8 protein-coding genes are annotated in these 12,986 nt (G+C 54.2%); 5 read left to right on the forward strand and 3 right to left on the reverse strand.

Annotated elements, in window-relative coordinates:
- Positions 1-90: 90 nt before the first annotated feature.
- The gene (locus NST26_RS07835) at positions 91-2,688 is read right to left on the reverse strand and encodes a beta-L-arabinofuranosidase domain-containing protein (RefSeq protein WP_340955028.1); all 2,598 of its coding nucleotides are present in this window, start codon (positions 2,686-2,688) and stop codon (positions 91-93) included.
- A 222-nt stretch (positions 2,689-2,910) separates the two neighbouring features.
- Positions 2,911-3,438 (reverse strand): hypothetical protein, encoded by a 528-nt coding sequence (locus NST26_RS07840; RefSeq protein ID WP_340955027.1) that lies wholly within the window; start codon positions 3,436-3,438, stop codon positions 2,911-2,913.
- A 278-nt stretch (positions 3,439-3,716) separates the two neighbouring features.
- Between NST26_RS07840 and NST26_RS07845 the strand changes: the two genes are divergently transcribed.
- The 5 genes from NST26_RS07845 (at position 3,717) to NST26_RS07865 (ending at position 11,348) form a co-directional block, all read left to right on the forward strand.
- Entirely contained in the window at positions 3,717-5,120 is a 1,404-nt protein-coding gene (locus NST26_RS07845; RefSeq protein WP_340955025.1) for a transcriptional regulator, read from the forward strand.
- A gap of 149 nt (positions 5,121-5,269) precedes the next feature.
- Complete coding sequence (locus NST26_RS07850; protein WP_340955023.1) at positions 5,270-6,877, forward strand: GAF domain-containing hybrid sensor histidine kinase/response regulator; 1,608 nt, start codon at positions 5,270-5,272, stop codon at positions 6,875-6,877.
- A 259-nt stretch (positions 6,878-7,136) separates the two neighbouring features.
- Positions 7,137-8,903 (forward strand): cache domain-containing sensor histidine kinase, encoded by a 1,767-nt coding sequence (locus NST26_RS07855; RefSeq protein ID WP_340978978.1) that lies wholly within the window; start codon positions 7,137-7,139, stop codon positions 8,901-8,903.
- A complete protein-coding gene (locus NST26_RS07860; RefSeq protein ID WP_340955019.1) occupies positions 8,890-10,521 on the forward strand; it encodes a response regulator in 1,632 nt (543 codons plus the stop codon). Before NST26_RS07855 ends, NST26_RS07860 begins: the two co-directional genes overlap by 14 nt.
- The gene (locus tag NST26_RS07865) at positions 10,518-11,348 is read left to right on the forward strand and encodes an AraC family transcriptional regulator (RefSeq protein ID WP_036725668.1); all 831 of its coding nucleotides are present in this window, start codon (positions 10,518-10,520) and stop codon (positions 11,346-11,348) included. The genes NST26_RS07860 and NST26_RS07865 overlap by 4 nt, the downstream gene beginning before the upstream one ends.
- Here the strand turns inward: NST26_RS07865 and NST26_RS07870 are convergent.
- Positions 11,335-12,843 carry an FAD-dependent oxidoreductase gene (locus tag NST26_RS07870; RefSeq protein ID WP_036725667.1) on the reverse strand — a complete coding sequence of 503 codons (1,509 nt, stop codon included), beginning with the start codon at positions 12,841-12,843 and terminating at the stop codon, positions 11,335-11,337. The genes NST26_RS07865 and NST26_RS07870 overlap by 14 nt on opposite strands.
- Positions 12,844-12,986 lie beyond the last annotated feature (143 nt).

A 12,986-nucleotide genomic window follows, 5' to 3' on the forward strand; every position in this document is an offset into this window, starting at 1 on the left:
ACCATATCAAATAAGGGCTATCTTGAATACAGCAGAAGCTGCATCCGAGATAACCCTTGTGTGGAACAGTGTATTGCATTATGCCAACTGTTATTCTTTCACAATCTGAAGCTTATATTCCTGCACGGTGACATGATCCTCCGCCTTGACCGTGAGCTTCACCTCAGTGCGGCTGTGCGGCAGCTTGATCTCGCGCGGGAGTGAATCCTCAATCAGAATCCCGTCTGCATAGACCAGGGCATTGTGATGGTGAGGTGTAACGTTCAGTTGTACCAGGCGTGCCGCTAGCGGAACACTCAGGCTATACGTGGTTATGCCGCTGCTGAAGGAGGTAGACAACGTTCCTTCACTGAAGGCAAGCTGGCGCAGTCCGGCATTGTGATCATAACCGGTCATCATGCGCAGCAGGTCGAAGATGCCATTCTCCTTACCCGGAACCACGAATTTGACTTCCACCTCAGTCTTGCCGCCAACCGCTTCAGCAGGAATCAGATAACTCCGCTCGTAGAAGCTGCGGGCTTCATCCGTATGCAGGACCTCGCTCGCAATTAGCTCCGCATCTACATAAATCGCTATTTTCTTACCATTATTTCCTGAGAAATAAGTGACTGAGAGGTAGTTGTCCGTGCGCGGTGCCACCTTCATCCGGTAGCTGAACCAGCCGCCGTTCTCCGCTTTGCGGATGTTATATCCGTCCCAGGTGGCTACAGAGGTGTTCTCTCCCTCAATGCCATGCTCCAGCTCATACTGATCATTGCCGACAGGCAGGCTGTCCAGTGTAGCGTCCTGCACACGCTGCCGGATTTTCCCTTGTAAAATATGCTTCTGCAGCTCAGCCGAATCCGCCTCTACCAGACGCCAGTAGATGCCGTAACGCTCACTATGCTGCTTATAATGCGGGGTGAAGACCAGCCGCTGATCCTCATCCGTTCCCCGCAGTGCAAAGGCCAGTTCTTCCTGCTCCAGCCGGACTACGCGGTCCGCAAGCTGCTCCAGCCACTCCTGCGGGCTCTCGTTCACCGTTGTGATGAAGTCCTTCACCAGCATGTTGCGGGTCGGGACACTTACAGCCACTCCTGTAGCAGACACGGACAGGTCACTCTGGCCCAGAGCGGCGCTCAGCACCACCGGCCCATACTTGAACGCGACCACCTGACGGGCATCCGGCAGGCTGAAATGTGTCAGCTTCATCGGCAGCTTGAGCTGAAGCGTGTCGCCGTCTTCCCATACTCTGTCCGTCAAGAGGTAACCTCCGCTGACCGCTGAGTTCACAGGCTGCCCATTCAATAGAAGCTCAGGTTCTGCGGCCAGCCAATCCGGCAGACGAAGCTTCAGCGTGGTGGACTGAGTCTGAGGCTGCATCACTGAGATCTTGAACTCTACAATATCGCTATAAGGCAGATTGGCCGACTGGATCAGCATCAGGCCGTGCGCAGCAGAATCCAGGGTAGAGCTAAGGTACTGGTTGACCACTATGCTGTCCGCATCATGGAAATACAGGCTGTCATTCAGCTTGGTGAAGCTCTCCATGCCGGTTCCCGTACAGCACCAGAAATGCTCGAACGGCGAGCTGTAGACCTTGAAATACCCGGTCGCCATCGGCTGGAAATACATCGTCATCCCGGTATGTGGGTGTTGTGAGGACACAATGGCATTCAGGTAGGTGTTCTCGTAGAAGTCGGCGTAACGAGTATCTCCCGTGAGTTTGAACAGCTCGCGGGTCAGCTTGAGCATATTGTAGGTGTTGCAGGTCTCCGCTGTGAAGTTGGAGCGTTCCCGGTCCAGCATATCCGGGTCACCGAAGTGCTCCCATTCGCTGTTCCCTCCGGTGATGTAGCTGTGATGATGAACAACCATCTCCCAGAACTGCACCGCCGCTTCCAGATAAAAGGCTTCGCTCTCCCCGAGCGTCCGGTAACGGTTCAGCGCACCGAGGAATTTCGGAATCGTGGTATTGGCGTGCTTGCCCTTGAGAATATCCTTGCCCTCATGAACAGGAGTGAACAGCGTCAGCTCGTCAAAGCTATGTGCGGCGCTTAAATGGCCTGCTTTTCCGGTGATTCTGTACAGGTCGTACAGGCAGTCATTCATCCCGCCGTATTCCACCGATAATACACGCTGATGAACCTCTTCAGACCAGGAGGCTGTGCGGCGGTACACCCAGTCACCGAGCGTATCCGCGAGGTCATAGGCCGTTTGGCTGCCGGTGGCAGAGTAGGACGCGGTGAGTCCGGCGATGATTTTGTGCATCGTATACCAGGGGACCCAGGCCGGCTGCTTGTTCTCTACATGATCGAAAAGGCGTTCCTCGAACGCGGACAGGTAACCGCTCTCATGCTGGCACAGGGCCAGCTCTCCCAGAAGATAGTTCAGCCTGAACGCCAGCGCGTCATCCCGCGTACAGGCATAGGCCTGGGACAGCGCCGACAGATAGTGGCCCAGCGTGTGTCCGCGGATCTCTGTGTTCTCCCAGCCGGGATATTTGTCGGCACGCTTCGGCAGTCCCCGGTTCTCGCGGAAGCCCGCCAGCAGACGGTCTGGATCATAGCTGGTCAGATATTCGATCTCCTTGGCAAAGGCGTTCGCGATATACGGATCGGACACACGGACCTGGTCCATGCGGTATTCCTCGTACAAGGGCTTACCCTGAATCGGGGCCGCCAGAGGCTGATGGGGTGTAATTGTCATTTTGTATCCTCATTCCTATGGGTTCTGTAGGGTTACTGCTGGATGAATATCCTATATTTAAGCTTATAGATAAAGGGCTTTCGGGTAAATAGTGATAGGATTGAATATGTGTGAAAAGGTTAGATTGGGGAGAGAGATTAGACGCAAAAAAGCCACAACCGCTGCTGGGCAACAGGCTATGGCTTGAGGTTATTTTATGGAAGGGATTAAGATAGCAGCTCCTTATGGAGTGTACTGCTGCACGATCGATACAATCTGGCCATCCTTGATCGTGAGGTGATAAGGCGAACCGCTTAGATCGAATACATCCGTCTTGGCGAATTCATGAATGAACTTCTCCAAAGTGAGCGACTCGTTCCAGTTCGTATCCAGGTCTTCGAGCTTGCCGGTGCGGTCATAGATCTGCATGGTGACCTTGGCATCCGGGGCTACCGTATAAGTAGTCAGCGTGTCGCTGTCGTTCACGATATAGTAACCGTCCGGGGCACCGCCGATTTCGGCTGCGGATTCCGGCTCCCGCTGGGCGAAGACTGCGTCGGCGGCTGCGCCTTCATACCATTCGATCTCATCCCCGGTAAGGGTCGTCTGACCGTTATGATTCTCTAAGGAATGTATATACACCGTCAGATGCTGGGCCACCCCCTCGCTCTTAGCATCAGCGGTTTTTATGGTTGTGCTTGCCGTAGTCACGAGGGAAAGGAACAACAGGACCAGAACAGGAAGCAGGTAGACGTTTTTGTTTTTTAACATTATGAATTTCCCCCTTGGCGTAATCTTACACGGCGTGAGTCTACACTCTTTATTTACCCTGCCGGAATATTCTCAAACTTGTTTATACCCTAATAAACGTTGGATCAGCAGAAATGTTGCAAAAGATTTTTTAACTGGGTATATATAACAAATATTCCGTCTTTGTCAACCTCTTTTGAACCGTTCAAACCAGATTGACCTGCCTAATTAAGGGATTTATGATATAGGAATATCTGGATTTTTACTAGAATATCTGGTTCTTGAGGGGCGGTATTGGTTTGCAACAGCACACTACAATTCAAACAGAACTGGCTGCTTTTCTGAGAAAAGAAGGCCAGACAATCAATCAGTTCGCAGGAATCTCCGGTGTCAATTCGGGAACGCTCAGCAGCATTATTAATGGTAACCGTCCTATTGCCATGCAGCAGCTGGACCGGATTACCGCCGGAATGGGGCTTCCTGAAGGAACATTTTATGAGTTATATATAGATGAATGTGTCGTACATTCCGCACCCGACTGGCGGCGGCTGGGACCCTTCCTGCACCGCTGTGCGGAGCTGGACAAGCTGGAGTGTATCCGGCAGGTGGTTCAAATCATCATGGACAATATTACATATGCCCCGCTCCTGTTCGATACGGCGGAGGAATTCTACGGGCAAGGCAAGCTTCAGGCAGCGGCACTGCTGTATGAAGGGGTAGCCGACACTGAGAAATATCAGCATTCGGAGCGGCTGGCCCTGTGTCAGTACCGGCTGTTCATGATCCGGATCGGACAGAGCCCGGAGGCGGATTTCCGTGCGGCGACCCGGTTTGAATATTTTGTAGAGCGCCTGGAGGAAATAGACCAGTTGGAAGCGCTTCGGCAGCTGGCGGATATCTATATTGCTCTACAGCACTGGGAGAAGGCCAGACTACTGGCAGAGGAGCTCCGTCATAAGACATCTATCCAGTACGAAATCAGATTCTACAAAACGAAAAAGAAGAAGGAGCTGAGGCAGGCGCCCAGACCTCTTTGCTTCTATATACTGTATGCTTACTGGCTGCAATCCAAGGTATGCGAGGAATCCGGTGAATATGAGCGGGCGCTGGAATATGTGGGCCTTTACACTGAAATGAGCTGGATTGTCGAGGAATCGGAAGAGGTTCAGCAGATCCGGGCGCAGTTCAGCAGGCTGGGAACAGTCTACAAGTCTCTATACCGCCTGATGTGCGGTGAGCTGGAGGCTCTTCCCGAGGTGATGGAATCTATCGGCACCCCCGGGCTTGGACTGCTGGACGGGCTGCTTAAGGCAGTTCAAGCGGCTAACCGGTATGGCTGGAAGGTAGATGAGCTTATCAGCCGCTTCCAGCCGCTGCTTACGCCGGAGGGAACGGCGCTCGGGCAAGCCGAAGGAACTCCGGGCAGGGAGACGCCGGAGCAATATCCGGTACTGCTCTATGAGCTGGCGCTGTACTCTCTCAAAGCAGAGAAGATAGAGCAGGGGATACGTTATATCTTCGGGAGCCTGGAGGCTTCCGCCGCACTTGGCAGCATAGCCTGTGTGATCCGCTGTGTAAGATTATTCGAGCAATTCCGGCCGCACGCTTCAGCGGAAGAGCAGGATCGGTATAAGCGTCTGATCAATAAAGTCCAGCTGGCCCACACCGGAGGGAAGAGGACCACAGAATCCCTGCGGGAGTAACGAAGTATCTTTTTCATCCCATCCAATTCCTTCCTCAGCCTATTTTTGTGGATTTTGCAGGTTGTTGCTGTGTTTTTTCTGTTATGATAAGGACCAGTCAAGTTTATGGTAACATATTTAGGTTTTGGAAATGGGGTTCTGGAACGACGATGGAGATGAACGATACCGGCAGTTCGGCGATTCGCAATATAGAGGATGCCGCAGACCGGATGATAGAGCTGTTAAGCCAACTTTTCAAGTCAAACACGATTCTGATTTCGGTGCATGGTGTAAGCTCAGATCCCCTGCTGCGGGTGTTCAACCGGGAAGAGCTGTTGGGGCCGGATACACATGGATCTGTGTTGTTTGATGCTATTGGCAGTCTGATCCTTCTCAATGACAATGGACCGTTACTGGTCTCTGATACGCATAAACAGCCCGCGTCCCCTGCACTTGAATTCATACACACACAGGGAGTACATTCATTCATTGGCGTTCCTCTGCTCACTGAGGATGGCGAATCTCTGGGAACGATCTGCCTGCTGGACCCTGCTGCCGGGCGGCATACGAAGGAAGACCTGGACCTCTTAAGCGCTATGGCTTATTTTTTCACCTATATTATGAACTTGGAACGGAAGCTTGAAGATTTGGAACAGCGGCGACAAACGAAAATGGATCTGTTCGCCATGCTCAGCCATGAAATCCGCACCCCGATGAACGGCATTATCGGCATGACCGATCTGATGATGACGACTGAGATGAACGAGCAGCAGCAGTATTACATGGAGATCATTGAATCGAGCAATGCCAAGCTGCTGCAATTCCTGAACGATGTTCTGGATTTCAGCAAGATGGAAGCGGGCAAGCTGCTCATTGAAAAGGAACCGTTCGATATTATCACCGCACTGGAAGAGAGCGTCTATCTGTTCTCCACCAAGGCTTTTGAGAAAAACCTGGAGGTTATTCTGAATGTGGATTCGGAGATTCCCCTGTATGTTCTGGGGGATTCCCCCAAGATACGCCAGATCATCATGAATATCGTAAGCAACGCCCTGAAGTTCACCCACGCCGGGGAAATTCTGATTGAGCTGAAATCCTTGCCTGTTCACCGTGAAGAAATAGGGATTAGGATCACGGTTACGGATTCTGGTATAGGTATAGCGCAGGACAAGCTGAAGCTGCTGTTCAACAAATATACCCAGGTTCACCAGAGCAGCGAGCTGCATCATTACGGAGGTACCGGACTGGGGCTGGCCATCTGTAAACAGCTGGTGGAGCTGATGGGGGGAGAGATCTCTGCGGAAAGCCAGGAAGGGACAGGGACGAAGCTGGAGGTCACGCTGTATCTTGAGAAATATACAAGCCTGCCCTCGATTCCCTTTGAGAAGGATGTGCTTGACGCAATTAAGATTCTGGTTGTGGATGATAATCAGACCAGTCTGGATGTCATCTCTTCGGTACTTGAGGACTGGAGCGTGGCAGTGTCTTCTGCCCGGACTGCCGGAGAGGCCCTGGAGCTTCTGGCGGCCAATAACGATTATGATCTAATCCTTATGGATAAGGATATTGCGGGGACAGAAGCCACAGAGCTTGCCAAGCACATGCGTCAGCTTGTTCCGGGCAGGAAGCTGCCCGTTATTCTGCTTGCTCCCCTGGGGACGAATCTGGACGAGGAGACCAAAGCGCAGTTTTCCTCCATCATTATCAAGCCCATCCGTAAGGTGCATCTGCTCAATAACATATTGGCTTTGCTGAAGCACAGTAAGCCGGAGTCCTGATGGCGCATACTCCTCCTGGTGTTCTGCAACCAGTGAGATATTCATAGCCATACTTAATATAGCCTGTTTGAAGCCGGTGCCTGCCGGAATTCAAACAGGCTATTTGGTGCAGGCGGAGAGGGAGGCGGAGGGTTGCCCTGTACATACGGTAGATTCATGCTCCGCATACGGTGAATTCACTATTTCATCCGCTGCGTATTGTCGGACCGAACGTTCAGGTGACATAATCGAAGAGCAGGGCATCTGCACACAGGAAGGCGTGAACGACTTGAACTATTTCCGGAAGCAATCATTCCGCAGTAAATTAAAAACTGCATTCTTAGCCGTGATCCTCCTCTCCGTACTGATGACCGGGGGATTGTCGTATTCCATCTCGGCGGCGACTCTGGAGAAGAATGCGCTGAAGCTTACCCAGGATAACGTTGTTAAATCAGCGCAGATCATCGATGAGAAGCTGAACAAGCTGATGCTGATTATGATGACCTTCATGATCAGCCAGCCTTTTCACGATATGATGCGGGATGTTGTCACCGGGGATACAGGCCGGTATTATACTCATCTGAATGATCTTGATAACGTTTTCTCACAAGCGCGGATTGCGGAGCCGCTGATCCATTCGATCTATGTGTCCACGCCGATCGGGGAGTTTTACCCTTCCTCGATGAACCGGAACCGTCTGACGGAGTTCAAGGATACCTTACTATATGAGCGGATCGAACAGGAGAAGAAGAATACATGGGTTGAAGGCCATGAGGACATGCTCTTCTCCGGGAAGGAACGGGTTATTTCACTGATTCTGGAGCCTATATTTGATACAGCGGTCCGCGGGGTCTATATTATCGTCAACATCCGTGAAGACGGCTTCCGCAAGCTGGTGAGCGGGGATACCGGCGGAGGGGCGCGCAGCTTCCTGCTGAACGCGGCAGGCAGCCCCGTCTATTCTGTGAAGGACCCGCTCGTTCTGCAGGCGGTGGAGGGCAGTGATCTGACCGGCATGATCAGCAGCAGCCGGAATCTCAGCAATACCTTCAAGCTGGGAGGCGAATCGTATCTGCTGAACTATGCGCATCTGGGTATTGCTGATTGGACGATGACCACGATCCAGTCCAAGTCCGGTGTGCTGAAGGATATGATCTATGTGAAATGGCTGCTCGTGGTGGTAGCCCTCTTCGCTTTTACTGTTACCATGATGGTATCAGGAGCTTTTACCCGTTATCTGCTGCGTCCGCTGCAAGGTCTGATGAAGGTGATGAAGCGGGTGGAGAGCAATGATCTGACGGCAAGATTCGAGAGCGGGGGCGGAGACGAGCTGGCCCAGGTCGGGATGCGGTTCAACCAGATGCTGGAGCAGATCGTAGTGCTGATCGGAGAGGTCACACAGGCACAGACCAATAAGCGCTCGGCAGAGATCAAGGCCTTGTCGGCGCAGATGGACCCTCATTTCCTGTACAATACGCTGAATACGATCTACTGGAAGCTGAATCTGAAGCAAGTGAAGCAGTCGCAGAGCATGGTCATGTCGCTGTCCCGTCTGTTCCAGCTCGGGCTGAACAAGGGGCAGGAGATCACTACGCTGTCTAAGGAACTGGAGCATGTCCGCATGTATCTGGAACTGCAATGCAGCTGCTATGAAGGGCTGTTCCGTTATGAGATTTATGTCGAGGATGAAGCGCTGGTTACCCTCCCGATTCCGCGCATTCTGCTGCAGCCGCTGGTGGAGAATAGTATTCTGCATGGCTTCCGCAACCGGGAGAGCGGGGGGATAATTGATCTCGAAGTCTTCGATGAGGGAGCACGCTGGTGTATCAAGGTCAGCGACAATGGAACTGGTATGGACGAGGAGGCGGTCCGTGCATTGTTCCGGCGGGAATCGGAGAAGGGCTATGCCGTATCCAATCTGATCCGCAGGCTGCAGCTCTACTATGGGGACAGTGCAGCATTACGGGTGGACAGCGGGCCGGGCCGGGGGACGGCGGTTATTATATCTTTACCCAAACGGGAGGAGCATCAGGATGGACGATCATAGCGTAACCCTCTGTATCATTGATGATATTAAAAGCGTGGTGGAAGGCCTGACCTGCATGAACTGGGCGGAGCACGGCATCCGGGTGGCAGGAACAGCGGCCAACGGTGAGGATGGGCTGGACCTGATCGCGGAGCTGCGCCCGGATCTGGTCATTACGGATATCCGTATGCCAAGGATGGACGGGCTGGCCATGCTGCGTGCCGTACTGGAACACCACCGGGACTGCAAAATTATTCTGGTCAGCGGGTATGCCGACTTCGAATATGCGCAGCAGGCGGTACAACTCGGCGCATTCGACTTCGTGGTCAAGCCGTTCACGGAAGAGGAGATCATGAAGGCGGTGCTGCGGGCGAAGTCGGAGATTATGGAGGCGCGTTCCAGACAGGATACCCTCCGGGAGATGGAGAACAAGCTGCGGGAGAGTCTGCCGGTGCTGCGGCAGGAATATTTCGCCCTGCTGGTCAGCCACCGAACGTCGTGGGAGCAGGCGAAGGCGCGCTGGGAATTCTTAGGCATCGATCTGAACCCCAAGGGGTTCGTGGTGATGCTGCTGGAGATCGATCACTTTCAGGAGCGGGCGGCAGAGCTGTCGATCCGCGAGGTGGAGCTGATCCGCTTCTCCCTGCTGAATATCACCCAGGAGACCATTGCCGGGCATACGCGCTGCGTGGTGTTCCGGGCCAAGCATAACCGCTATCTTGCGGTGATGAATGACTGTGGTCCGGCCAGTGCAGTGGAGATTGCCGAACGCTGCTGCAAGAACATTGAACGGTATACCAAGTTCACGGTATCTGCCGGTGTAGGAGGCCGGGTGGAGGAGACCAGCGAGCTGCCGGATTCCTACCGCCAGGCGCACCGGGCGCTGGCCCACCATCTGTTCACCGGAGGCAACGCGGCCATTATGTATGATGATGTTCACCAGAACGGAAGCCAGGAGCCGCTGGCGCTGGAGTACAAGGACGAGCTGCTGCTGGCACTGCGCTCCGGCAATGTCAGCCGGACAGGCGCAATTCTGTCAGCCATTTCAGAAACGCTGCAGAGTCTGAGCTCCGGGCATAATCCCGATTATCTGCTCGTTCTGTATGAGGAGTTGGCCGCATCAGCGATCCGCACCTTCTATGAGCTGGTTCCGTACGGGGAGATTCAGCCGCTGATCCAGCGGTTCCGGGCGGTGCAGGGAACAGCGGGGCTGCCGCTTGCGACTCTCCAGCGGCTGCTGCTGGAACTGTGTACAGAGGGGGCCGCCCTGGTGCGCAGGAGCAGCCTGTCCGAAGGGCAGAAGGTGATCTATGAAGCGGTAGAGTATATTAAGGGCCGCTTGTCCGAGGATATCAGTGTCGGTGAATGCGCGGCGCATGTTCATCTCAGCACCAGCTACTTCTCCAGCCTGTTCAAGAAGGTGAACGGAGTGACCGTTACCCAGTATATCACCGCAGAGCGTATTCACCGGGCCAAGCTGCTGCTGGTGGAAGGGGCACAGGTACAGGAGGTGGCCTTCGCTGTGGGGTATGAGGAGCGCAGATACTTCAGCGAGATGTTCAAGAAGATCACCGGGCAGACACCGTCGGAGTTCAGGGCGGGGTACCACCCGGACCGCCAGGAGGAGCCCTACCATTGACAGCGTCCGATCCGCACCGGTGCAGCATCCTGTATGCTAACTATTTCACACATACCCAGCCTCACTCCGTTCAGTATCAGGACGGCTTATCCTTCTATCTCTTCAGACTTCAGATGGAAGGGACCTGCCGTGCTCTGGTAGACGGAAAATACGAGACGATCATCCCCGGGGATCTGCTGATCTATGCTCCGGATCAGCCGTATGAGCTGATTGTACAGCCCCGCAGCGCTCCAGGCTCTGGGGGAGTTCAGCCCGCCTCGGATTATTTCCTGATCGGCAAAGGGGAGTGGCTGGATTCCTGGTGGCAGGACCGCAGGCTGCCGGCCCGGACGAATATCGGCTTCGACGATACGGTCATTACCTTATGGAAGCATATTGCCGGCGAGAAGAGGAAAGTAATGCAGCATCAGGAGGAGTTGCTGGATTATCTGCTTAGAACGTTCTGTCTGACGCTGGAGCAGATCGTTCAGGCACGGCGGCGCACCAAAGGGGCGGAGACCGCCTACAGGCTGAAGCAGTTCATTGACAATCATGCCCATGAACCGCTCAGCCTGGAGCAGATCTCCGCCTCCGCCGGGTTAAGTATCTCCCGCGCTTCCTCCCTGTTCAAAGCCGCTTTTGGCCAATCGCCGTTCGCCTACTGCATTGATGTCAGGCTGAAGTCTGCCGAGCAGCAGGTGCTCTACAGCACACTGTCACTGGAGCAGGTTGCCGACAATGCGGGCTTCCAGAGCTACGCCCATTTCTGCCGGATGTTCCGGGAACGGTATGGCGCTCCCCCGGGAGAGTACCGGCGCAGCTTCGGCTTCCGGTTCAACCCTGGCTGAGTCCGGTGGTGTACAGCACCTGATTGAACTCAAGCAGTACCGCTTGCAGCTGTCCATACTCCACATCCTGAACCATGCCGTTCCCCTCAAGCGCCAGTACAGCAGCGGCTGCCGCCGATTGCCCCAGAATCATGAAGACCGGCTCCATCCGGATGGAGCCGTAGGCCGCATGAGTGGCCGACAGACATACCGGTACGATCAGGTTGGTGCATTCGCTCCGCTTCGGCACCATTGCCCGGTAGCTGATCGGATAAGGCTCGGCCAATCGGATATAGAATCCGCCCTCCGTGCTGACATGCCCGTCTTCGTTCACATAGTATTGCGTATGATGCGAATCCATGGCGAAGGAGCCCATTCCGGCCGAATCCGGCACCGGGTGCTCCCGCCTTACATCATGCTCTGTCACCACATAATCTCCGGTCATTCTGCGGGACTCCCTGATGTAGAGCTGGGAAGGCCAGTGGCCGCTGTCCCCGAATTCGTCAAGCGGCAGGCCCCACGGCTTGTAGGCCTCCCGGATCTCCTCCGGCACCCGCGGATGGTTCTGGATCGTCCAGACAACCCCCTGCTGGTAGATGCGGTGGGCCTCCCATATCTTGTCCCGCGCCGCATAATCCGCCTCCGGATAACTGTGGTTCATGCCGTTATAATCCGTAGAAATGCCGCTATTGTTATTGGAATCGGTCTTGTCCGCAGTGACCCGGTTCAGCTTGAAGAAGCGTGAGCGCTGCCCCTGCTCAATGGCCCGGAACAGAATCTCATAATCGGCTTCGTTATAGTCCTCAGGCTTGCTGATCATCAGGCGATTGCCCGGATTGTCTGTCAGACACATGCGGAAGTTATAGGCTTGCAGCTTACGGTCTCCCTCGCCGGCATCGCCGCCACGGTCCGCATTTACACGCGGGAGTAGTCCGCTTGAAGGCATTCCTTTAATGACATAGGGGTCAATTCCCGGAGGGAGCTCGTTCAGTTCAGGGCCGGGCTGAATGCCGTTTAATGTCTCTCCATACTGTGCGTTCGGCTCCCGGCCGACCACATAAGACACACCGGAATGGCCCATCAGGTCTCCCTCGTAAGAGGCGTCAATGAACATTTTGCCGTGATAGACCTTCCCGGATTCCATAGTAATGGACGTGATTCTTGAGCCTTGCCGGGTCACCCCATTCTTAAGCTCCAGCCTTTCCCCGCAGACGACTTCAAGGTTATGCTCCGCCACCCAGTCCTGCAGCACCTCAAGCGCAACCTTAGGCTCGAACAGCCAGCAAGCCCCGTCCTGCGCATATTTCTGCGCGATCCGCTGGTAGAATTCCAGAGATAAGCCGCCGACTGCCTCTTTCATTCCTACATCCGTATCACCCAGCCCTCCGGTGGTCATGCCCCCAATTCTCCGGCTCGGCTCGATGACTACCGCACTTTTGCCCATAATAGATGCCTGGACAGCCGCTGTAATGCCTGCAGCCGTTCCGCCGTATATGACAAGATCATATTGTTTCATCCGGCGTACCCTCCTCCTTGGTAACGATTTTGCCTGCAAAAATGATTATAAGCCGCTGCCCGGACCCGCGTGAATGATGGATCTTCCTGTTTCATTTGACGGATCTTACTGTTTTGCCCGGAAGGCGGGTTTCAGGAGAAAAG

It is taken from the genome of Paenibacillus sp. FSL R7-0128 (genome assembly GCF_038002245.1).
GTDB classification, from domain to species: domain Bacteria; phylum Bacillota; class Bacilli; order Paenibacillales; family Paenibacillaceae; genus Paenibacillus_AQ; species Paenibacillus_AQ silagei.

Excerpts from the sequence above, each read along its gene's own strand:
- NST26_RS07840 (WP_340955027.1), bottom strand. The coding sequence starts at position 3,438 with ATGTTAAAAAACAAAAACGTCTACCTGCTTCCTGTTCTGGTCCTGTTG.
- NST26_RS07860 (WP_340955019.1), top strand. The coding sequence starts at position 8,890 with ATGGACGATCATAGCGTAACCCTCTGTATCATTGATGATATTAAAAGC.
- NST26_RS07850 (WP_340955023.1), top strand. The coding sequence starts at position 5,270 with ATGGAGATGAACGATACCGGCAGTTCGGCGATTCGCAATATAGAGGAT.
- NST26_RS07870 (WP_036725667.1), bottom strand. The coding sequence starts at position 12,843 with ATGAAACAATATGATCTTGTCATATACGGCGGAACGGCTGCAGGCATT.
- NST26_RS07835 (WP_340955028.1), bottom strand. The coding sequence starts at position 2,688 with ATGACAATTACACCCCATCAGCCTCTGGCGGCCCCGATTCAGGGTAAG.